The sequence below is a fragment of the Arthrobacter sp. APC 3897 genome, from assembly GCF_030407495.1.
Lineage (GTDB): Bacteria > Actinomycetota > Actinomycetes > Actinomycetales > Micrococcaceae > Arthrobacter_B.
The window spans coordinates 82,260-103,126 of sequence record NZ_JASDDG010000005.1; the positions used below are offsets into that span (position 1 = coordinate 82,260).

General features: G+C 65.1%; 19 protein-coding genes. 6 read left to right on the forward strand and 13 right to left on the reverse strand.

What is annotated here, in order from left to right; genetic code table 11:
- The first annotated feature begins 125 nt into the window (after positions 1-125).
- The 4 genes from dnaK to QMA10_RS04240 all read left to right on the forward strand — a co-directional run bounded on the left by dnaK (position 126) and on the right by QMA10_RS04240 (position 4,326).
- The gene (gene dnaK, locus QMA10_RS04225) at positions 126-2,000 is read left to right on the forward strand and encodes a molecular chaperone DnaK (protein WP_290166419.1); all 1,875 of its coding nucleotides are present in this window, start codon (positions 126-128) and stop codon (positions 1,998-2,000) included.
- A 2-nt stretch (positions 2,001-2,002) separates the two neighbouring features.
- On the forward strand, positions 2,003-2,614 hold the full coding sequence (locus QMA10_RS04230; RefSeq protein WP_290166421.1) for a nucleotide exchange factor GrpE: 612 nt from the start codon (positions 2,003-2,005) through the stop codon (positions 2,612-2,614).
- Between the two features lie 119 nt (positions 2,615-2,733).
- Positions 2,734-3,729, forward strand: coding sequence for a DnaJ C-terminal domain-containing protein (locus QMA10_RS04235; protein ID WP_290166423.1), 996 nt, complete (start codon positions 2,734-2,736; stop codon positions 3,727-3,729).
- An 87-nt stretch (positions 3,730-3,816) separates the two neighbouring features.
- Complete coding sequence (locus QMA10_RS04240) at positions 3,817-4,326, forward strand: helix-turn-helix transcriptional regulator (RefSeq protein WP_290166425.1); 510 nt, start codon at positions 3,817-3,819, stop codon at positions 4,324-4,326.
- Between the two features lie 19 nt (positions 4,327-4,345).
- Here the strand turns inward: QMA10_RS04240 and QMA10_RS04245 are convergent, their stop codons facing one another.
- The 7 genes from QMA10_RS04245 to trmB form a co-directional block, all read right to left on the reverse strand.
- Positions 4,346-5,119 carry an ABC transporter permease gene (locus tag QMA10_RS04245; RefSeq protein ID WP_290166426.1) on the reverse strand — a complete coding sequence of 258 codons (774 nt, stop codon included), beginning with the start codon at positions 5,117-5,119 and terminating at the stop codon, positions 4,346-4,348.
- Positions 5,116-6,087 carry an ABC transporter ATP-binding protein gene (locus QMA10_RS04250; protein WP_290166428.1) on the reverse strand — a complete coding sequence of 324 codons (972 nt, stop codon included), beginning with the start codon at positions 6,085-6,087 and terminating at the stop codon, positions 5,116-5,118. Before QMA10_RS04250 ends, QMA10_RS04245 begins: the two co-directional genes overlap by 4 nt.
- Positions 6,084-6,395 (reverse strand): transcriptional regulator, encoded by a 312-nt coding sequence (locus QMA10_RS04255; RefSeq protein WP_290166430.1) that lies wholly within the window; start codon positions 6,393-6,395, stop codon positions 6,084-6,086. Before QMA10_RS04255 ends, QMA10_RS04250 begins: the two co-directional genes overlap by 4 nt.
- Positions 6,388-7,095 (reverse strand): hypothetical protein, encoded by a 708-nt coding sequence (locus QMA10_RS04260; RefSeq protein ID WP_290166432.1) that lies wholly within the window; start codon positions 7,093-7,095, stop codon positions 6,388-6,390. Before QMA10_RS04260 ends, QMA10_RS04255 begins: the two co-directional genes overlap by 8 nt.
- A gap of 103 nt (positions 7,096-7,198) precedes the next feature.
- Positions 7,199-7,879 carry a class I SAM-dependent methyltransferase gene (locus QMA10_RS04265; protein WP_290166433.1) on the reverse strand — a complete coding sequence of 227 codons (681 nt, stop codon included), beginning with the start codon at positions 7,877-7,879 and terminating at the stop codon, positions 7,199-7,201.
- A 97-nt stretch (positions 7,880-7,976) separates the two neighbouring features.
- Positions 7,977-8,978, reverse strand: a complete 1,002-nt coding sequence (locus QMA10_RS04270) for an NYN domain-containing protein (RefSeq protein WP_290166434.1) — start codon at positions 8,976-8,978, stop codon at positions 7,977-7,979.
- A gap of 5 nt (positions 8,979-8,983) precedes the next feature.
- Positions 8,984-9,865 (reverse strand): tRNA (guanosine(46)-N7)-methyltransferase TrmB, encoded by an 882-nt coding sequence (gene trmB / locus QMA10_RS04275; protein ID WP_290166436.1) that lies wholly within the window; start codon positions 9,863-9,865, stop codon positions 8,984-8,986.
- Between the two features lie 298 nt (positions 9,866-10,163).
- On the opposite strand from trmB, the gene QMA10_RS04280 reads away from it, so the two are divergent.
- Complete coding sequence (locus tag QMA10_RS04280) at positions 10,164-11,786, forward strand: DEAD/DEAH box helicase (RefSeq protein WP_290166437.1); 1,623 nt, start codon at positions 10,164-10,166, stop codon at positions 11,784-11,786.
- 78 nt (positions 11,787-11,864) lie between these two features.
- On the opposite strand, the gene QMA10_RS04285 is transcribed toward QMA10_RS04280, so the two are convergent.
- A complete protein-coding gene (locus QMA10_RS04285; protein ID WP_290166439.1) occupies positions 11,865-12,422 on the reverse strand; it encodes a HutD family protein in 558 nt (185 codons plus the stop codon).
- A 21-nt stretch (positions 12,423-12,443) separates the two neighbouring features.
- Entirely contained in the window at positions 12,444-12,929 is a 486-nt protein-coding gene (locus QMA10_RS04290; RefSeq protein WP_290166440.1) for a pyridoxamine 5'-phosphate oxidase family protein, read from the reverse strand.
- Between the two features lie 88 nt (positions 12,930-13,017).
- Between QMA10_RS04290 and QMA10_RS04295 the strand changes: the two genes are divergently transcribed.
- The gene (locus QMA10_RS04295) at positions 13,018-13,488 is read left to right on the forward strand and encodes a YccF domain-containing protein (protein ID WP_290166441.1); all 471 of its coding nucleotides are present in this window, start codon (positions 13,018-13,020) and stop codon (positions 13,486-13,488) included.
- Here the strand turns inward: QMA10_RS04295 and QMA10_RS04300 are convergent.
- The 4 genes from QMA10_RS04300 to betT form a co-directional block, all read right to left on the reverse strand.
- The gene (locus QMA10_RS04300) at positions 13,485-15,455 is read right to left on the reverse strand and encodes a penicillin-binding transpeptidase domain-containing protein (protein WP_290166443.1); all 1,971 of its coding nucleotides are present in this window, start codon (positions 15,453-15,455) and stop codon (positions 13,485-13,487) included. The two genes, QMA10_RS04295 and QMA10_RS04300, sit on opposite strands and share 4 nt — an antisense overlap.
- A gap of 116 nt (positions 15,456-15,571) precedes the next feature.
- A complete protein-coding gene (locus QMA10_RS04305; RefSeq protein WP_290166444.1) occupies positions 15,572-17,143 on the reverse strand; it encodes a GMC oxidoreductase in 1,572 nt (523 codons plus the stop codon).
- Positions 17,144-17,149: 6 nt separating this feature from the next.
- Complete coding sequence (locus QMA10_RS04310; protein ID WP_290166445.1) at positions 17,150-18,634, reverse strand: aldehyde dehydrogenase family protein; 1,485 nt, start codon at positions 18,632-18,634, stop codon at positions 17,150-17,152.
- Positions 18,631-20,739, reverse strand: a complete 2,109-nt coding sequence (betT, locus tag QMA10_RS04315; RefSeq protein ID WP_290166446.1) for a choline BCCT transporter BetT — start codon at positions 20,737-20,739, stop codon at positions 18,631-18,633. Before betT ends, QMA10_RS04310 begins: the two co-directional genes overlap by 4 nt.
- Between the last annotated feature and the right edge of the window lie 128 nt (positions 20,740-20,867).

The window sequence follows — 20,867 nt, forward strand, 5'->3', positions numbered from 1 at the left end:
TCGCTTCGACTCAACTTTATTGACAAAGATTCGGCCGTGAGTAAAGTTGAGTGCAGAACGCTCAAGACGCGTTCGGCAGGCCCAGGCCTCCCGGCGCCGTCGTTTTCCACGGAAAGAGGAAGCAAATGTCACGTGCAGTAGGTATTGACCTTGGAACCACCAACTCGGTTGTCTCCGTCCTTGAAGGCGGCGAGCCCACCGTTATCGCCAACGCAGAAGGCGGCCGCACCACGCCTTCCGTTGTTGCCTTCGCCAAGTCCGGCGAGGTCCTCGTAGGCGAGATTGCCAAGCGCCAGGCCGTCAACAACATTGACCGCACCATCTCCTCCGTCAAGCGCCACATGGGCACCGACTGGAGCGTTGACGTAGACGGAAAGAAGTACACCGCACAGGAAATCTCGGCCCGCATCCTGCAGAAGCTGAAGTCCGACGCCGAGTCGTACCTGGGTGAAAAGGTCACCGACGCCGTGATCACCGTCCCCGCGTACTTCAACGACGCCGAGCGCCAGGCCACCAAGGAAGCCGGCGAGATTGCCGGCCTCAACGTGCTGCGCATTGTCAACGAGCCCACCGCGGCTGCACTGGCTTACGGCCTGGACAAGGGCAAGGAAGACGAACTCATCCTGGTCTTCGACCTCGGCGGCGGCACGTTCGACGTGTCCCTGCTGGAAGTCGGCAAGGATGAAGATGACTTCTCCACCATCCAGGTGCGCGCCACCGCCGGTGACAACCGCCTCGGCGGCGATGACTGGGACCAGCGCATTGTTGACTACCTGCTGAGCCAGGCCAAGGCCAAGGGTGCGGACCTGTCCAAGGACAAGATCGCACTGCAGCGCCTGAAGGAAGCCGCGGAGCAGGCCAAGAAGGAACTCTCCTCGGCCACCTCCACCAACATCTCCCTGCAGTACCTCTCGGTGACCCCCGAAGGTCCGGTCCACCTGGACGAGCACCTCTCCCGCGCCAAGTTCCAGGACCTGACCAAGGACCTGCTGGACCGCACCAAGAAGCCGTTCAAGGACGTCATCTCCGAAGCCGGCATCAAGGTTTCCGACATTGACCACATCATTCTCGTCGGCGGCTCCACCCGTATGCCCGCCGTCACCGAACTGGTGAAGGAACTGGCCGGCGGCCAGGAGCCCAACAAGGGCGTAAACCCGGATGAGGTTGTGGCCGTTGGCGCCGCACTGCAGGCCGGTGTCCTGAAGGGCGAGCGCAAGGACGTCCTGCTCATCGACGTCACCCCGCTGTCCCTGGGCATTGAGACCAAGGGCGGTGTGATGACCAAGCTGATTGAGCGCAACACGGCCATCCCCACCAAGCGCAGCGAAACCTTCACCACGGCGGATGACAACCAGCCGTCAGTGGCCATCCAGGTGTTCCAGGGCGAGCGTGAGTTCACCCGCGACAACAAGCCGCTGGGCACGTTCGAGCTGACCGGCATTGCTCCGGCTCCGCGCGGCGTCCCGCAGGTTGAGGTCACCTTCGACATCGACGCCAACGGCATCGTGCATGTGTCCGCCAAGGACAAGGGCACCGGCGCCGAGCAGTCCATGACCATCACGGGCGGTTCCTCCCTCTCCAAGGAAGACATCGACCGCATGGTCCGCGAGGCCGAAGAGCACGCAGCGGAGGACAAGAAGCGCCGCGAGGCTGCCGACGTCCGCAACTCCGCCGAGCAGCTGGCCTACTCCGTGGACAAGCTCCTCACGGACAACGATGACAAGCTGCCCGAAGACGTCAAGACCGAGGTCAAGGGCGATGTTGACGCGCTGAAGAAGGCCCTGGAAGGCACCGAGAACGACGACGAAGTGAAGTCCGCGTTCGAGAAGCTGCAGACCTCGCAGACCAAGCTGGGCGAAGCGATCTACGCCCAGGCGCAGTCTGAAGGCGCCGCAGGCGGTGCCGGTGCAGCCGGCGGTGCAGGCGCCTCCGACTCATCCTCCGCGGGCGACGAAGACATCGTTGACGCTGAGGTTGTCGACGACGAAGACAAGAAGTAATCATGACTGAAGCAAACAACGAGAAGCGCAACGGCGACGAGCAGGATCCCGCCGGCACCCAGCCGGCGGACTCCGACGCTGCGGCGTCCGGCGAGGCTCCCGCTGCGGGCAGCGGTGCAGAGGGCGATGCCCTGGCCCAGGCCGAGGAGATCCTCAACAGCGCCGAGGTTCCTGCGGAACCGGCTGCTGCGGGATCACCCGAAGCGGTGGAACTGCGCAATGACCTGCTGCGGTTGCAGGCGGAATACGTCAACTACCGCAAGCGGGTTGAGCGGGACCGCGATGTCGCGCGGGAAATGGCAGTGATTGGAGTGCTGAACTCCCTGATGCCGGTCCTGGATGACATTGATGCCGCACGCCAGCACGGTGACCTGGTGGAGGGGCCGTTTGCCTCCATCGCCAACAAGCTGGAGAACTCGCTGAAGGCGTACGGCCTGGGACGGATCGACGAGGTGGGGGTTGAATTTGATCCCAACATCCACGAAGCGCTGATCCAGCAGCAGAGCCCGGACGTCCAGTCCGATACGGTGACGCAGATTCTGCGGGTGGGCTACAAGTCCAATGACCGGGTCCTGCGGGCGGCACAGGTTATCGTCTCCGTTCCGGAGCAGTAGGCAGGGGTAGCCCGGGGCCGCTCAAGGCGGCCCCGGGCACCCTTTTTCCAGCAGTGCACGTCCGGTCCGCAACCTGCGGGGTGCGGGCAGGAGCAGTAAATTGAGGAAGGGGACGCCAATTGGCTAGTCAGGATTGGGTCGATAAGGATTTTTATAAGATTCTGGGTGTCCCCAAGGACGCGTCGGAAGCCGATATCAAGAAGGCCTATCGGAAGCTGGCGCGCAAATACCATCCGGACCAGAACCAGGATGATCCCTCGGCTGAGCAGAAGTTCAAGGACCTCTCCGAAGCGTATGCCGTTCTCTCCGACGCGGAGGAACGCCAGCAGTATGACGCGATCCGTGCCATGGGCAGCGGAGCACGCTTCTCGGCGGGCGGTGCCGGCGGGGCGGGTTCCCCAGGAGGTGCCGGCTTCGAGGACCTCTTTGGCGGGCTCTTCGGCCAGGGCGCACGTCCCGGCGGCGGCCGCCGCACCAGCTACAGCACCGGCGGCAGCAACATACCCCCGGAATTCGCCGATCTGTTCGGCGGCGGAGGCTTCGGCGGGGGATTCGGCTCAGCTCAGCCGCAGAAGGGCGCAGACCGTACGGCGAGCACCACCATTTCCTTCGCGGGCTCCATCAACGGCACCGTCATTGGGCTGCGCGAGCCCAGCGGTGAAGTGGTGGAAGTCCGTGTTCCCGCCGGAGTCAAGGACGGCCAAAAGATCCGCGTCCGCGGCAAGGGCCAGCCGGGTGCCGCCGGAAACGGCGATCTGATGGTTACCGTGAACGTCACCCCGCACGATTTCTTTGTCCGCGACGGCAACAACATCCGGATCCATGTGCCGGTCAGTTTCCCCGAAGCTGCGCTTGGCGCCACGATTGAAGTTCCCACGCTGACTGCAGACAAAGTGAAGCTCAAGGTGCCGGCCGGCACCCCGTCCGGGCGTACCCTCCGGGTCAAGGGGCGGGGCGTTCAGACGTCCAAGGGCAACGGCGACCTGCTGGTAACCATCGACGTTGCCGTCCCGTCGCATCTCAACAAGGAAGCCAAAGCCGCGGTGGAAGCCTTCGCCGAGGCCACCAAGGGTGAGGATCCGCGCGCCGGACTGGCTGCCAGGGCACGGCTCTAACCGCCGGAACACGGTTCCGGTTCTCCCGCATCCGGGAACCGGAACCGGGCTATGGTTACTATTTTGAACAGCTGCCAAGGAGGAACAATGGGTATAGACGTCAACGCGCCTATCTTTGTGATCTCCGTTGCCGCTGAGTTGGCGGACATGCATCCGCAGACCCTGCGGCAGTATGACCGGCTGGGGATTGTCTGCCCGAGCCGCGCTCCCGGAAGGTCCCGGCGTTATTCGCAGCATGACATCGATATGCTTCGCGAGGTGCAGCGGCTTTCCCAGGAGGGCGTCTCGCTGGAAGGCATCAAGCGCATCATGCAGCTGGAAAACCAGGTGTCCGGGCTCCGCGCCCGCGTTGAGGAGCTGTCCGCGGAGCTGGATTCCATCCGGCAGCGCACTCCGGACCGCAGCCGGGTGTTTGCCGCCGGGCTGGCCGGCGACGTCGTGACCCTGACCCGCGGGCAGCGGCCTCCCGCCTCACGGCCCTACGCCACCCAGCTCAGTCTCGCGTCCCTGGTGCAGCGCCGCAGCAAGCTGCGGGCCCTTCCCGCCGGAAAACAGGAGGTCATGGATTACGACGGCGGTTACGTTCAGTCTCTCTGACTGCTGCCTCCGGCCACCCTCAGCGGAACCGCCGGCCCTGGTCTCTCCGGTTTGCCCACACCGCCAGCGCTCCCAGCACCAGCGTCCAGGCGAGGAGGCAGGGAATGGCGGAAGGGCTCAGCGGCTGCCCGGCAAAAACCGTCACCGCGAGGTCGCGTGCAGCCCGGGTTGGCAGGAACAGGGACAGGCTGTTAAGCCCGGAACTGAACAGCTCGGGCGGCAGCATCAGCCCGCCGCCGAAGGCAAGCGGGAAAAACACCACCTGGGTGACGGCGATGGCCACCTTGGAAGTGCAGAGGTAGCCGATCAGCAGGCCCAGGAACAGGAACGGCAGGCCGCACGCCAGCCAGACCAGCATGGCTGCGGGCACCCGCCACCAGGACAGTGCCCCCGTGGTGAAAGCTTCCAGCGCCGAGGTGGTGAACATGCCGGCCAGCATCACCGGGATCAGGGAAAAGAAGGCAAACAGCATGGCGGTCAGGGCGCGTGCCGCAGTGGGCGGGACCGCGCCGGCGGGCAGCGTCCGTACGTAGCTGCTCCACGGATTGGCGCGGTCTTCGGCAACGCCGATGCCGTAGTTGAACAGGAAGGAACTCATCACCCCGAAGAGCGCCAGCTGCGCGACGGCGATGAGCGAGGCTATGGGGTTGGATGTCACCGCCTGCTGCGGAAGGACGAAAAACACCAGCGCCAGCGTGGGGAACAGTGTGGACGAAATCACGGAAATCGGAATGCGCAGCTGCTCCAGGACCTGTGCCTTGGTGTGCGCGCGGACCAATGTTGCGGTGCTCATGGCGTCTCCTCGCCGGCTGTTGGTTCGGGGCCGGCCGAGAGGTGGGTCAGGGCGAGGAAGGCCTCTTCGAGGCTGGCCGTGTGAACCTCGAGTCCGGAAAACGGAATGTTGTCGCGGACCAGGCGCCGGACGGTTGTATCCGGGTCCCGGCTCAGCACCGTCACCAAGTTGTCCCCGCCGGCGGAGACTCCCGCGCTTTCGGGCAGGGACTCGAACAGCGACGGCGGAAGATCGGTATGGAAAGAGACTCTGCTGACGGAGACCCGGCTGCGGATCTGGTCCACGGTGCCGTCGGCAACAACCTTCCCGTTGTTCAGAACCGTCACCCGCCCCGAGAGGGCCTGGATCTCCTCCAGGTAATGGCTGGTCACCAGCAGTGTGCCGCCGTCCCTGCGGTACCGGGCCAGGTGCCCCCAGAGGGTTTCCCGCGCTTCAACATCCAGGCCGGTGGTTGGTTCGTCAAGGATGACCAGCCGGGGCCTTCCCACCAGTGCCAGGGCGACCAGCAGCCGCCGCTGCTGTCCGCCGGAGAGCCCGCCGCACTGTTTGTCGGCAATATGGGTGAGCCCGAAGTCTTCCAGCAGCCTGGCTCTCGGTACCGGATGCTCGTAATGGGAAGCAACGAAGTCCACGGTTTCCCGGACCCGCAGGGTGGGCGGCACCGACGTTGCCTGCGGCGTTGTCCCCAAGTGCCGCCGGGCGGAAGGCTCACGGGGATTACGGCCGAACAGCTCCACCGTTCCCGCATCAGGGGTACGGATTCCGCACAGCAGATTCAGGAGGGTGGACTTCCCGGCACCGTTGGGCCCGAGCAGTCCCAGGGCTTCCCCTGCCCGCAGGTCTAGGCTGACACCGTTGAGGGCGTTCCTGCCGGCGTAGCTTTTGGTGACGTTCCGGGCGGCGGCCAGCACGTCGGATGTGCCGGCGGGACTGGCCGGCCGGATGGCTGAACCGGGAGTGGAAGTCACGGTGCCTCCGATAGTTGCGGTGTGGCCAGCAGTTCCTGCAGAGCTTTGCGGTACCGGGCGTAAGCCAGCCTTCCCTCCGGACTGATCCCCAGATAGGTGGCGGGGGAGCGGCCTTCAATGGTCTTGGTGACCACGATGTAGCCGGCATCTTCGAGCTTGCGAAGGTGGGTGGAGAGATTCCCCGCCGTCATTTCCAGCATTGCGCGCAGTTTCGTGAAAGCGATGCTGTTGCTCTCACCCACCTCATTGAGCATGGTGAGGGCCCTCAGCCGGGCTTCGGCGTGGATCACCGGGTCGAGTTCAGGCATGGGACACTGCGCCCGGGCGACGGCGTCGCGTTGCCAGGTATTCAAAGGCTGACCCCGCGAGCAGCCCCGAGGACCCCAGATACAGAAAGACGGCCAGGAAGTGGCCGGGGCCGGAAAGAAGGGCGGCAACGGTCACGGCGAGGAGCCAGATTCCGAGGCAGCACTGGAGGCGGTCATTGAAGGTGGTGCCTCCCGTGACGTAAAGCAGGCCCACGATCAACACGGCAACGGAGTTGATCAGCATGCCCCGGACCCAGAAATCGTCCACCGCCCGGCCAATGAGGACGCTCAGGATGCCCATGATGAGGAAGCCCAGGGCCCATGAGGCGCCGTACATGCCGGCCTGGAAGGAGGTGGGGCCCCGAAGCCCCCTGGCGCCGCGGACCGACAGAATGATGGTTGCGGTGGTGGCCGCGGCCAGCGCTGCGCCCAGCACGGCGAGGGAAGTGGAGAGCGGAAGCGGAATCCAGCCCTGCCTGCTGCCCTGAAGTGCCCCGTAGCCCACTATCCAGGCCAGCGCCCACAGCAGGTAGATCAGGGCGGCACTCCCGTTCAGCTGCCGGCGCACTGACCGTTCGGCATCATCCACTATGCGCAGCGCGGAGGCGAGATCGAGGGGCCGGTCGGCAACGGCAGCGTCCGGGGCAGTGCTCTTCCCAGGGCCGCTGCCGTCCCGCAGGTTGGCTGGTTTCCTTGCCATGGAACTCTCCGCTCCTGTTCCGGCAGGGTGTTCCGCCGGATGCAAAGTAGTTTGCACTGCAAACTGCTCTGCGGCAAGGGTGGTTGGAAACTTTTATGAATGGTCAGCGCAGGCGGCGAGCCCGCAGGACAACATCTTCCGTGTGGTGGGCGCCCGCTCCCGTTGAAACGTTCCGTGGCCGGGTCTCATGCACCTCAAGGTGCCAGTTTTCATCCAGCAAGGCTGCTACGTCGGCGAGCCCCACGTAGTCCCGGAGCGCCGCACTGTGTGCGCTGGTGTCCGGATCGGCGGGCAGCTGATGGTGCACCACCAGGAGGGTGCCGCCGGGTGCGACGGCGTGAAGCAGCGCGAATTCAGCTGCCTTGTCCCCGGTGCGGAGCAGCGCCGGATACTGTGCGGAAACCAGGTCGAAGGAAGCAGGCGGGAGGGCGGCCTCCACCAGTCCGGAATGCAGCCAGGTTACGGTGACGCCCCGCCGGGCCGCCTGCCGGGCTGCCCGATCCAGCGCCACCGTCGAGACCTCCAGCGCCGTCACCTCCCAGCTCTGTTCAGCCAGCCACACCGCGTCGGCGCCCTCCCCGCAGCCGACGTCCAGGACGCGTCCGGGCTGCAGCCCGCGGATCTCGCTTACCAGGGCGGCGTTGGGCCGGCCGCTCCAGAGTGCGGGCTTTTCGGAGTAGCTCTGGTCCCAGAAGCCGCTGACGGCCTCCGGGGTCTGCGGGGAGCCGCGGCCCGGCTCAGCGGGCTCGGAGGAATCCGCAGCGTGATGATTTCCATGTTCCATAACTGAAGCATGCACCGGGGGCACCCGGCCGGCATAGTCCTTTTGCGGGCTTGGCAAACTGCGCCCGCCCTGCCCTCTGTTCAGACTCCCGGAGATGTCACTGGGCAGAGGTGCCGGCCCCGGGGCGCAGGCGGATGAGTCGCTGCGGACCGCTTTCCTCCAGCTCCACCAGATCGCTGTGGGAGGCGAGGAAGTCCGTGAAGGACCGGTAACCCAGCGGCTTTTCGTTGAAGGAGGGATCCATCCGGCGCATCTGGTTCTTGATGGTGCCGGTGTTGAGCCACTCATCGGAGTCGCCCTTCGCGTGGCCGATCTGCAGGGCGCGGATGAGGAGCTCGGTCGCGATGGTCTGCGGGTCGATGTCCTCGTGGATGTCCGGCTCATCATTCAGCGAGGTGTCCCCGGCATCGGAGAACATGGGGATTGTCGTGAGCTGATGGACCTTGCCGGGGGTTGTTTCCTGCCGTGCCTCGGAGGGCTCGGGCGCCCGGTCCTTGTCGCCGCGCTCCGGTGCTGCGGCCTTGCTGATACCGGGCAGCGAATCGTAGTCCTCGAATTCGTCACACGCCGCTGCCAGCGAGGTGCTGGTGGAGCCGGCGACGCCGATGCCAACGACAAACCGGCCAAGCCGCTTCGACTTCTGGGCGAGCGCAATGTAGTCCGAATCTCCGGCCACGATAATGACGTGGGTCAGGTCCGGCAGCCGGAAGAGGTCCTCCACCACGTCGACGGCAAGGCGGATGTCCGCGCCGTTCTTGGTGCCGCGGGTGGTGGTGGTGAACAGCTGCGTGAGATCCACAGCCCTGGACATCAGCTGGCGCTGGTAGCTCGCGTTGACGGGCACTGACCAGTCGGCATACGCCCGGTTGACCACCAGCGTGCCAAAGGACGCAGCGAAATCGATGATGGCGTTGAAATCAACGGTGGCGGCGGTCAGCTTTGCTGCGATGTCGGGGTCGGCGTCACGGCTGAACTTATCGAAATTACGGATGCCGTCGCGCTGGAAGGCATTGCGGCCGTGCAGCTGCTGATAACGGGAGATGACGATGTTGTCGAAGTCGATGTAGAGACCGACGCGGGCATCATTGGGTTCAGTCATGGGAATCAGGCCTTGCGGTAGGTCAGGTCGAAGATCAGGCGGCCGGCTTGGTGTGCTTTGTTCTCGAAACTGGTCAGCGTGCGTCCCTCAAACCGCGGCGCCCACCCGCCCCGGGTGTCGACGTCGTCCATCGGAGCCTTCTTTTCCAGGCCTTCCCGGTTGACGCGCGTCAGCGGGCTGTCTTCGCCGGCCTGCTCGCCGTGGTGCAGGTTCACAAACCCGGCTGAGGCATCCAGGACTTCGCGCATCTGCACGGCGTAGTCGGACCAGTCGGTGGCCAGGCGCCAGATGCCGCCGGGTACCAGGACACGGGCCACGAGCTCGGCAAATTCATCCTTGACCATGCGGCGCTTGTGGTGGCGGGTCTTGTGCCAGGGGTCGGGGAAGAAGACCCAGACTTCGTCCACGGAACCGGCGGGGAGCATGGTGGTCAGGACCTCGGGGGCATTGGCCTGGACCACACGGACGTTGGTGAGCTCTTTCTGCCCGATGCGCTGCAGGGTCTGGGCCAGTCCGGGAAGGTAGACCTCGACGGCGAGGTAGTTCTTGTCCGGATTCTGTTCCGCCGCGTGGGTCACGGCTTCACCGAGGCCGGAACCGATTTCCACCACCAGGGGAGCGGTGCGCCCAAACTCCGCGGCGGCGTCGAACACGTACCCGGGATCCACCGAGGTGTCCGCTTCCGCGCGCGGAACGTCAATGACGAACCGGTCCGAGAGCTCGTCCCAGGCCTGCTGGCGGCGGCCCTGGAGACGGGAGCCGCGCCGGACAAAGGACACCGGCGAGCGGAAGTGCCGGGGGTCTGAAGTCTCGTCCGGCAGGCTTGCATCCGCCGGATCTTCAGCGTGCGGGGAGGCGGCGTCGGGCAGGGCTGGTTCAGTAGTCATCACTGTTAATGCTATCGGCTGCACGGCGTCACGATTGCAGGTCCGGAACGCGTCTGCGGCGCCGTCCGCGGGGGCGCGATTAGGAAACTGGGCGCAAACCGGTAAACTGGACGAAGTTGTTGTGACTGCCGCGCCTAAAAGCCGCGTGTGTAAGCAGCGCAACCTGCGTCGATGAACGCTTTCTTTTGTCCCGCCGGCCGCTTACGGCCGAGCCACTGGACACTGTCTGACTTTTCTTCGGCGAACCCCGGTGCCATACGGCTTTGGGGCCACGTTACCGAAAGTTGCTTGTCTTTTAATGACTACTTTTGCTGCCCTTGGTGTACCCAAGGCTCTGGTTTCCTCCCTCTCCGCTTCAGGAATTGACGAAGCATTCCCGATTCAGGTGGAAACCCTTCCCGATACCCTCAAGGGCCGCGACGTGCTCGGCCGGGGCCGTACCGGCTCCGGTAAGACCCTCGCTTTCTCCCTCCCGCTGGTCGCCCGTCTGGCTGAAGCTGAAGCGGCATACCGCCGCAAGCCGAACCGTCCGCTCGGCCTGGTCCTGGCACCCACCCGCGAACTGGCCACGCAGATCAACAACGTGATTGAGCCGCTCGCCAAGGAACTGGGCCTGACCACCACCGTGATCTACGGCGGCGTCTCCCAGCAGCGCCAGGAAAAGGCGCTCAAGGCCGGGGTTGACATTGTCATTGCCTGCCCGGGCCGGCTTGAAGACCTCATGAAGCAGAAGGTCATCAGCCTGGAATCCATTGAAATCACTGTGCTCGATGAAGCCGACCACATGGCTGATCTCGGATTCCTGCCCGTGGTCCAGCGGCTGCTGGACCGCACCCCGGAAAAGGGGCAGCGCATGCTGTTCTCGGCAACGCTGGACAACGGCGTGGACAAGCTCGTCCGCCGCTACCTGTCCAACCCGCTGACGCATTCGGTGGATGAGCCGCAGGCAGCCGTCTCCACCATGGACCACCATGTGCTGCTGGTCCAGGACCAGACGGCCAAGAAACTGCTGGTCAAGGAACTGGCCTCCGGCTCGGGCCGCCGCATTATGTTCATGCGCACCAAGCACCACGCCCGGAAGATGGCCAAATTCCTGACGGACAGCGGAATCCCCACCGTTGACCTGCACGGCAACCTGTCCCAGAACGCCCGCGACCGGAACCTGGCGGAATTCTCCTCCGGTGACGTGCGCGTGCTGGTCGCCACCGACGTCGCCGCCCGCGGCGTTCACGTGGACGACGTCGAACTGGTGGTTCACATTGATCCCCCTACGGAGCACAAGGCTTACCTGCACCGTTCAGGGCGTACGGCACGGGCCGGTTCTTCCGGAACTGTTGTCACGCTCACGCTGCCGGAACAGAAGGGCGAAGTATCCAAGCTGATGAAGGCTGCCGGCGTCGACGTCTCGATCGAAAAGGTTTCGCATAATTCTCCGTCCATCGCCAAGCTGATCGGTGACCGAGCCGCTGTTGTTGAGCCGCATGTGCGCGCCGCCCAGCTGGCAGCGAAGTCTCCGCAGCAGGGCGGCGGCCGGTCCACCGGCGCCAACGCCCAGCGCAAGCGCGCCGCCCGTTCCACCACGGCACCCCGTGCCGGCGGCCGGGGCGGATCCGGCGGACGCGGACGTGTCTCCGCGGAGCGCAGCGAACGCGGCGAGCGGGACCGCAACGATTTCACTCCCGATGCGCCCCGGTCCCAGCGGTCGCAGGACGGACGCCGCGGCGCTGCCGCCGCATCCACCGCGCAGGGCCGCAACCGCCGTCCGGCCACCGGCCAGCGCGCCGGTGATGTTGCTCCCGCAGGTGCCGGCCGCTCGGCCGGAGCGCGTGCCCAGGGTCCCTCCGGTGCCGGCCGTCCCGCACGAGGCGCCGGCCCCCGCCGCGCCACGGCTCCGGCGTCGAACGAGCGCCGTTCCCGCTAGGGTTCGGCCCTAAAGCGCCAAAGGCGCCTGTTTCCCTTCGGGAGACAGGCGCCTTTCAGCTTTCGCAGCCGGGTTCGGCTAGTCCAGGTCGTAAAAGGATACGACGGCGGCGAACCCGCGTCCCAGCACTGACGGACGTTCATCGGCTCCCGCCACTGCGTCCAGCGGCTCGAGCGCAGCCGTCCCGCCGTCGGCGGTCACCGTGGCACTGCCGTGCAGCAGGACCAGGAACTGGCCGGCCCCGAGCGTCTGCGGATTCTTCTTTGACAGTTCCGCCACCATCACCGCAGCGCCGGTGGTGGCACGGTCCGCAAACGTGTTGAGCACCGTCACCGGCCCGGTGGGCAGCGCAGCCTCTGCGGCTGCATCGCCGGAATAGCGGAACGGACGGAACTTTTCCATGCCGTGTTCGGCACCGTCCACGGTGAGGACCAGCAGCTCGCCCTCCACCGGGACCGTAATCCGGTCCATCCCAGGAAAGGACGTGAAGGCACCGGGCTTGTCGATGGAGGCAACACTGAGGCGCCATCCTGCTCCCGCAGCGAGTTCCTTGACCCGGCCGTTGTTCTTCCCCCAGGGAACCGAGGGAAGCTCCGGGAAACGGATGATCGGGGCGGCATTCACTGGGTTGGTCACGGTGTCCTTAATTAGCTGAACTTATTCGATGGTGGGCTGCGGCTTGGTGCCGCGCAGGTAGTGCCTTCGGGCTGCACTGTTGATCCGGAAGCTGCGGCCGCTGGTCTCCACCGGCTCAATGCGCATGAAGTGGTTCTTCTCCCCGGCCTGCCAGGGGAACAGGGGAAGCTCCTCGGAGGCGAGGACCTCCTCGATGGACTCCAGCCGGGCGGCCGAGCCCTTCAGCACAACGCTCCAGGCGAAACCGAGCCGGTCATCATATCCGTCCACCTCGAAAGCCACGGCAGCGCTTTCCAGTGCCGCGCGCAGCTTGGTGCCTTCGGCGGTCCGGAAGACAACGGATCCCCGGTCCACGACGAAGTTGATCGGAAAAATCTCGGGGTGCTGATCGGCAATGACGGCCAGCCGGCCGATCGGTGCCTGGCGGATGTACTCCCAGCACTGGCTGGTGGTCAGTTCCACGGGTTTGGCAGCAGGTGTTCCGGCATCATCTTTGATAGGCAACATGCCTCCAGTCTAGTTGCACCGGCGCCGGCCACAACGAACGGCCGTCCGCTGCATGGTGCTGCAGGCCGGGGTGCATCAGAATGAGACGATGAACCTCATCCTTAACCTCATCTGGCTCCTGTTCGGCGGCATCTGGCTGGCGCTGGGCTATGTGCTGGCCGGTATTGTCTGCTGCCTGCTGATCGTTACCATCCCTTTCGGCATAGCCTCTTTCCGGATTGCGGCCTACGCCTTCTGGCCCTTCGGCCGTACCGTGGTGGACCGCGGCGGCGCCCCCGGCCTGTTCTCCACCGTCGGCAACGTCATTTGGCTGGTGGTGGCAGGGGTTTGGATCGCCGTTGGGCACATTCTGACGGCCATCCCCATGTTCATCAGCATCATTGGCATCCCGCTGGGCATCGCAAACCTCAAAATGGTGCCGATCTCGCTCATGCCGCTGGGGAAAGTCATTGTTCCCACCGGGCGTCCCGGCGTCGTACCGTACGGATCGGCCGCCCCGTACAGTGCTTACGGACAGGGCGGAGGATCTCCCCGAGGTTACGGACAGTACCGGGGCTAGGGCCGGCCGGCGGCACCGTCCAGGAACGCCTGCATCAGCGGTCCGCCCGACGTCGAGCCGAGTTCACCTTCGGCCACGAACACCGCAACCGCCAGGTCACCCTGTACGGCCACTACCCAGGCGTGTGTCCGCGGCGGAGTTTCGCTGCCGAATTCCGCGGTGCCGGTCTTGGCCAGCACCGGTTCTCCCGGAACATCGGACAGCATGGCGGCCCCGCCCCCGGTGACGACCCCGCGCATGAGTTCGCGGAGCGACGACGCTTCCGCAGCAGTGAAGGATCCGGCGTCGCTCTCGGCGGGCGCCGCGGAAGCGGAGGCTGAAGCCGGTGCCGACGCTGTTTCGGTCGCTGCGCCCGGTGCCTGCGTCCCGGCACCGGGGGTCACCAGCAGGGGAGTCACGCGTTCGCCTTTGCCCACGGAGGCGGCGGCGACGGCGAGGGCCAGGGGAGAGACGAGAATTTCGCCCTGCCCGATCATGGACGCGGCGTGTGCCGTCCCCTCGGCGTCCTCCGGGACTGAGCCGAAGAACGCGGGTACGCCCATGGAAGCGGAAACCCCGATTCCCAGATCCTCTGCGGCGGAGGCCAGTGCGTCCTGCGGCACCGTGTCCCGCGTATTGATGAAGGCGGTGTTGCACGACTGCGCAAAAGCATCCCGCAGGGGAATGTCCCCCACGAATGCTGCCGGATAGCTGCTTGCATTGTTGAATTTGCGGCCGTCGACGCTGAGCTCCGCCGGGCAGGAGAGCGAGCTGTCGGGCGTCACCCCCTGCCGGAGCAGGGCCAGCGAGGTGGCAATCTTAAACGTTGAGCCGGGCGGATACTGGCCCAGAAGCGCCGTCTGCTGTCCCTCGCTGCCGGGACCGTTGGCCACGGTGAGGACGTCTCCGGTTGAGGGCTGGACGGCAACTAGGGCCGATGCCGACGGCTCGTCCGCCAAAATTCCTTCAGCAAGGGTCTGCAGCCCGGGATCGAGGGTAGTTTGCAGGGGCATGCCGTCCTCGGCATTGATGCTGAAGACGATGTTGGCGCCTGACGTGTTCTCAAGGGTGACCGCAGCGCCGGGGGCACCCTGCAGCTGCTCGTCATACTGCTGCTGCAGTCCGGAGAGACCGGTCTGGTTGCCGGCGGAGAGACGGCCACCGGATTCCTCGATCAGTTCCGCAGTGGCCTCTCCCACTGTGCCGAGCAGCGCACGGGCAAAAGTCCGGGTGGGGGCCAGCACCCGTGAATCGGGAATGGACAAAGCCCCCGGAATGCCGGCGAGTGCTTCCGGAGTGACGGGGCCGTCCGCTTCCTCGCGCTGAACGATGGCTTCGACAAAGGCTTCGGGGCCGGAGGCAGCCACCTGGGCCGCGTATCCTGCCGGGTCCAAGCCAGCAAGTTCGGCCAGGGCCGTGGCGGAGGCGCCCTGCCGGTCCTCCGGAATGTCCGGTTTGTTGATGCCGATCCGCAGTACCGGGCGGGAGCCCATGAGAGGCTGGCCGTTGCGGTCCAGGATGTCCGCGCGCAGCCCCGTGGAGGCGGTGCGGACCAGCCGGTCGCCGTCGGCAAGGGAGTCAAAGAGCACGGAGGGAGCCCACTGGACCTGCCAGGTGTCATTCTCGCCGCGGCTCAGCCGGGCGGTGCTTTCATAGGTCCAGTCGGGAGCCGAGTCCATATTTACATCCCAGGCGTAGGCCAGGCGGACGGCGGCGGCGTCGTCGTTCTCCGGGTCTTCTTCGATCCCGGCCACGGTGACGGCGGGACGGACCGTTCCCATGCCTTCCAGCAGCGTCTGAAGCTCGGTATTTATCTGGGCCGGGGTACCGGCAGTGAAAGAGGAAGCTGACAGATCAGCTTTGCTGAGCCCCTCCGCCAGCGCGGCGGCGGCATCGTCCGGCGCCGGCTTTTCGGCGGAGCAGGACATCAGTGTCAGCGTAAGAGCCGAAACAGCCAGGACGGATGTGAGTGTGCGGTTTTTCCCCATTCGGACAGGGTACCCGCACCGACCGGTTCCCGGACACGGGCTCGGGACACGGGTTCGGGACGCGGCAGAGGGCGGCCGGGAGCACCTGGCCGCCCTCTGTTGCCTCGCAGGGAATATTAGGCGGCGCGGTCCGCCTTCACCAGCTCCGCGCAGCGCTCACCGATCATCATGGTGGTGATGTTCGGGTTGACCGTGACCAGCTCCGGCATAACCGAGGCATCGGCCACCCGCAGCCCGGTGACACCCTTGACCCGCAGCTGGGGATCCAGCGGAGCCATCGGATCGTCAGCGGCGCCCATGCGCACGGTTCCGGCCGGGTGGTAGACCGTGTTGTGCGTTTTTTGGATGTACTCGGTGATCTCCTCGTCCGTCTGCACGTCCTTGCCCGGGTACAGTTCCTCGCCGGCCCATTCCGCCATGGCCGGCTGGGACACGATCTCGCGGGCCTTCTTGATGCCCGCCACCATGACCCGCATGTCATGCGGGTCGGTGAAATAGCGCGGATCCACCATCGGCTTGTCGCGGAAATCCCGGCTGCGCAGCCGCACCGTGCCGCGGGAGCGGGCATGGGTGACGTTGGGGGTCAGGCAGAAGCCGTTCTCCGTGGTGGGGTATCCGTGCCGCAGGGTGTGCATGTCGAACGGCACCGAACCGTAGTGGAACATCAGGTCCGGGCGGTCCAGCCCATCCTCTGTGGGGGTGAAGACACCAATCTCCCACCACTGGGTGGATGTCTCCGGCATGGGTTTCTTGGCCTCCCACTGGATCACGCCTTCAGGGTGATCCTGCAGGTTCTCGCCCACTCCCGGGGAATCCACCCGGACCTCTACGCCGCGCTCCGCCAGGTGTTCCTTCGGACCGATGCCGGAGAGCATCAGCAGCTTCGGGGAATCGATGGCGCCGGCGGAGAGGATGACTTCGCTGCGGGCGCTCAGCTGCCTGGCGCGGCCAAACGGGTTGTCGACGACGGCAACGCCGGTGCAGCGGTTGGCGTCGTCAAAGGTCAGTTCCTTGGCCAGATACCCGGTGAGCAGGGTGAAGTTCTTCCGCTCCATGATCGGGTGGATGTAGGAGACGGAGGAGGAAGAGCGGGTCCCGTCCGCACGCCTGTTGATCTGGAAGAAGTTGGCGCCGTTGATCACCGTTTCCCCGGTGTTGAACTTCACCCGCGGGATGCCGGACTGTTCGCAGGCATCCAGCAGGGCCACGCCGCACGGATCATTGGCGGGGATGTTCATCAGGTGCACGGGACCCGAGTCTCCGTGATGGGGAGCATCCGGGCCGGCGTCCTCGTTGGTCTCCAGCTTCCGGTACAGCTCCCAGGCCATCGTGGCGTTCCAGCCCTCGGCGCCGAACTTGGTTTCCCACTCGTCAATGTCTTCGCGGGGAGCCCAGAAAGCGATGCAGGAGTTATGGCTGGAGCAGCCGCCCATCACCTTGGCGCGGGCATGGCGCATAAACGAGTTGCCGTTTTCCTGCGGTTCAATCTGGTAATCCCAGTCATAACCGGATTCCAGCAGCTCCATCCACCGGTCCAGCTGCAGGATCTCCTCGAGTCCGCGGTCATCGGGGCCGGCCTCAACCAGTGCCACCTCGACGCCGGGATCTTCACTCAGGCGGGACGCTACAGCCGCACCGGCGGACCCGCCGCCAACTACGATGTAGTCGAATTCCGTCTTGTCAGCCATTGAGTGCTAGCCCTTTCCGTGATCGGTGAACCAGCCGGTCACCTGCGGGTTGATGTTCTGGTAAATGTGCTTTGCTTCCTGGTATTCACCCAGCCCGGTGGGCCCGAGTTCCCGGCCGATCCCGGACTGGCCGTAGCCGCCCCATTCGGCCTGCGGCAGGTAGGGGTGGAAGTCATTGATCCAGACGGTGCCGGCGCGCATCCGGCGGGCAACGCGCTGGCTCTTTCCGGCGTCCTGCGTCCACACGGCTCCGGCCAGGCCGTAGTCGGTGTCATTGGCCAGTTCCACGGCCTCGTCTTCGCCGTTGAAGGTTTCCACGGTGACCACGGGGCCAAACGCCTCATCCATCAGGGAGGAGCCGCCGCGCTTCACGTTGTCCAGCACGGTCGGGGCGTAGTAGAAACCCTTCTCCAGATCGCCCGTGCCCCAGGTTCCGCCGCAGCGGATGCGGGCGCCTTCCTCCACGGCCTTGTTGACGTAGGCGGTGACTTTGTCGCGGTGTGCGGCGGAGATCAGCGGCCCGGTCTCGGCGTCCTCGTCGAAGGGTCCGCCCATCCGGATCATCCGGGCGCGGCGCACCAATTCGTCCACAAACCGTTCGGCTATCGGTTCCTCCACCAGCAGCCGTGCTCCGGCTGAGCAGACCTGGCCTGAGTGGACAAACGCGGCGTTCAGGGCGTTGTCCAGTGCGGCGTCGAAGTCGGCGTCGGCGAAAATAACGTTGGGGTTCTTGCCGCCCAGTTCCAGGGCGACCTTCTTCACGGTCTTGGCGGCGGCGGCGGCAATGATCTTGCCGGTGGCCACGCCGCCGGTGAAGGAGACCAGGTCCACGTCCGGGGACTCCGAGAGCGGTGCTCCGGCCACGGGCCCGGCGCCGAGCACCAGGTTGGCAACGCCGCGCGGCAGGCCGAGTTCTTCCAGCACCTGCATCATCAGGATGGCGGTGTGCGGGGTCAGCTCGGACGGCTTGAGGATGAAGGTGCAGCCCGCGGCCAGGGCCGGGGCAATCTTCCAGGCAGCCTGCAGCAGCGGATAGTTCCACGGCGCGATCAGGCCGCACACGCCCACCGGCTCGTATTCGATCCGGCTGACGACGTCGTTGTTGCCGGCGTCCACTATCCGGCCGGCGTTGGAGCCTGCGATCTTGCCGAAGTAGGTGAAGCAGGCGGCAATGTCATCCATGTCGATTTCGCTCTCGACCAGCCGCTTGCCGGTGTCCAGCGTTTCCGCTCGGGCGAATTCGTCCCTGCGCTCGCGCAGCCGGGCGGCAACCTTCAGCAGGAAATCCCCCCGCTCGGGAGCGGGCACGGCAGACCATTCCCCGCGTTCCCAGGCGGCTTTGGCGGCGGCGATTGCGCGCTCGGTGTCTTCCCGGGTGGCCTCGGAAACTGCGGCTACAAATTCGCCGTCGGCGGGATTATGGATCTCGCGGGTGCCGCCGTCGGATGCGGGCACCCACTGGCCGTCGATGAACAAAGTGGCAGTTGTCATGATCGTTCCTCCTCGCTGACAAAGTCAGCTTCCCAGTTGTCTTTCGGAACCTGGTCCTCCGCAATGGAGGTATTGCCCGGCACTTCACGGTTGAGGTGCAGGAACTCCAGGTGGGTCTCGTAGTGGTCCAGGACGTCGGTAATGACCTGTTCCTTCGTGTAGCCCATGAGGTCATAGCCGTGGCTTCCCTCAAGGGAGAACACCTCCATGCGGAAGTACTTGCTGTCCGCCGACGCGTTGTGCGCGTAGGACGGGGTGTCGTATTGCACGGGATAAATCTGGTACTTGAAGCCGCGCTCCTCGGCCATGCCTACCTGGAGGTCCAGATGGTGGATGCCGTGCGGCGCCACCTCGCCCTCGCAGAGCGCGACGTCGGCGCCGCGTTCCTTGAGCTCGTCATGGACTTCCTGCAGGGCCGGCCGGGCGACGGTCTGCACAAAGCGCTCAGCCTGCCGCGGCCCGGGGTAGGTCATGACGCGGGAGAGGCGCTGGCGCCAGCTGCGGCCGCTGCGGGCATCCAGGCTGCGTCCTGCAATGATGCTGGGCAGGGAGGCCCGGTAGCTGTCCGTCAGCGAGTTTTCCACCCGCAGAGCCTTGTAGACCCCCAGCATGATGAACAGCAGCAGGATGGACAGCGGCAGGCCCATGATGATGGTCGCGTTCTGCAGGGTGGTCACCCCGCCGACCATCAGCATGGCCAGAGTGAGCAGACCGGTAACCACGGCCCAAAAGACACGCAGCCACTTGGGGCCGTCGGAATCCGCGTCCTTCAGGTGAGAGGTGAAATTGGCCATGACCAGGGCTCCGGAGTCGGCAGAGGTCACGTAGAACAGCAGGCCGGTAAAGGTGGCAATGGCTGCTGTCGCCGGGGCCCAGGGATATTGCTCCAGCAGGCCGTAGAAGGCCCGTTCGGGCTGGTTCATCGCCACTTCGCCGAAGGCTGCGTTGCCGCCCATCACCAGTTCCAGCGCTGAGTTGCCGAAGATGGAGATCCACAGCAGGATGAAGGCGAACGGGACCACCATGGTGCCCAGCACGAACTGGCGGATGGTGCGCCCCCGGGAAATGCGGGCCAGGAACAGGCCGACAAACGGTGCCCAGGCGATCCACCAGGCCCAGAAGAACAGGGTCCAGGAGCTCAGCCACTCATCCGGGCGGTCGTAGGCCATGGTGTCCATGGTCATGGCAGGGAAACGGCTGAGGACATCACCGATGTTCTGGACAACGCCGTCCAGCAGGAAGTTGGTCTTGCCGGCAATCAGCACAAAGAGCATCAGGCCGACGGCGAGGATGACGTTGAGTTCGGACAGCCGGCGGATGCCCTTTTCGACGCCGGACACCACCGAGACCGTCGCCATGACCACGGACAGTGCAATAAGTGCAATCTGCACGGTCAGGTTCTCGGGAAGGCCGAACATGAAGCTCAACCCGTAATTGAGCTGCACAACTCCGATTCCCAGGGACGTGGCAATACCGAAGATAGTGCCGAGCAGAGCCGCAATATCCACGCCGTGGCCCAGCGGTCCGTCAATCTTCTTGCCGAAGATCGGGTACAGGGCGGAGCGGATGCTCAGGGGAAGGTTGTGCCGGTAGGCGAAGTAGCCAAGGGCCAGGCCCATCAGGGCGTACAGGGCCCAGCCCGTGATGCCGTAATGGAACAGGGTGAGCACCAGCGCCTGGCGTGCCGCTTCAGCGGTGGCGCCGTCTCCGGTTGGGGGAGCGAGGTATTGGGTGACAGGCTCGGAGACGGAGAAGAACATCAGGTCAATCCCGATGCCGGCTGCAAAGAGCATGGCGGCCCACGTGAACATGCTGAACTGCGGTTTGGAGTGGTCCGGACCAAGCTTTGTCTTGCCCACCCGCGTCAATGCGGTGACCAGAACAAAGATGACGACGAGACTGACGACCAGGAAGTAATACCAGCCCATATTGGTAGAAACCCAGCCGACCATGGAACCGATGACGGAATCGGCATTGTCCTTCGCCAGCATTGCCCACATTGCAATGGCCAGAATTCCGGCGGCTGAACCGATAAAGACGGTTCTGTTCACCCGGGTCCGCGGAGCAGGCGGCTCCGCTGTCTCCGGTTCCGCAGGTTTGCTCATGGGATCATTCCTTTGGTTGCTTTGGAGTTTTAATGTGCTCCGGCAGCCAGCAGCAGTCATTGCCCTGGCGGTGCAGCGTCCGGCCAAAATCCCGGTCAGGGACCCGCAGGAATAAGGCTGCGGGGTGG

Coding starts and splice junctions, on each gene's coding strand:
- dnaK (WP_290166419.1), top strand. CDS start 126: ATGTCACGTGCAGTAGGTATTGACCTTGGAACCACCAACTCGGTTGTC.
- QMA10_RS04230 (WP_290166421.1), top strand. CDS start 2,003: ATGACTGAAGCAAACAACGAGAAGCGCAACGGCGACGAGCAGGATCCC.
- QMA10_RS04240 (WP_290166425.1), top strand. CDS start 3,817: ATGGGTATAGACGTCAACGCGCCTATCTTTGTGATCTCCGTTGCCGCT.
- QMA10_RS04245 (WP_290166426.1), bottom strand. CDS start 5,119: ATGAGCACCGCAACATTGGTCCGCGCGCACACCAAGGCACAGGTCCTG.
- QMA10_RS04255 (WP_290166430.1), bottom strand. CDS start 6,395: ATGCCTGAACTCGACCCGGTGATCCACGCCGAAGCCCGGCTGAGGGCC.
- QMA10_RS04260 (WP_290166432.1), bottom strand. CDS start 7,095: ATGGCAAGGAAACCAGCCAACCTGCGGGACGGCAGCGGCCCTGGGAAG.
- QMA10_RS04265 (WP_290166433.1), bottom strand. CDS start 7,879: ATGGAACATGGAAATCATCACGCTGCGGATTCCTCCGAGCCCGCTGAG.
- QMA10_RS04270 (WP_290166434.1), bottom strand. CDS start 8,978: ATGACTGAACCCAATGATGCCCGCGTCGGTCTCTACATCGACTTCGAC.
- trmB (WP_290166436.1), bottom strand. CDS start 9,865: ATGACTACTGAACCAGCCCTGCCCGACGCCGCCTCCCCGCACGCTGAA.
- QMA10_RS04280 (WP_290166437.1), top strand. CDS start 10,164: ATGACTACTTTTGCTGCCCTTGGTGTACCCAAGGCTCTGGTTTCCTCC.
- QMA10_RS04290 (WP_290166440.1), bottom strand. CDS start 12,929: ATGTTGCCTATCAAAGATGATGCCGGAACACCTGCTGCCAAACCCGTG.
- QMA10_RS04295 (WP_290166441.1), top strand. CDS start 13,018: ATGAACCTCATCCTTAACCTCATCTGGCTCCTGTTCGGCGGCATCTGG.
- QMA10_RS04300 (WP_290166443.1), bottom strand. CDS start 15,455: ATGGGGAAAAACCGCACACTCACATCCGTCCTGGCTGTTTCGGCTCTT.
- QMA10_RS04305 (WP_290166444.1), bottom strand. CDS start 17,143: ATGGCTGACAAGACGGAATTCGACTACATCGTAGTTGGCGGCGGGTCC.
- QMA10_RS04310 (WP_290166445.1), bottom strand. CDS start 18,634: ATGACAACTGCCACTTTGTTCATCGACGGCCAGTGGGTGCCCGCATCC.
- betT (WP_290166446.1), bottom strand. CDS start 20,739: ATGAGCAAACCTGCGGAACCGGAGACAGCGGAGCCGCCTGCTCCGCGG.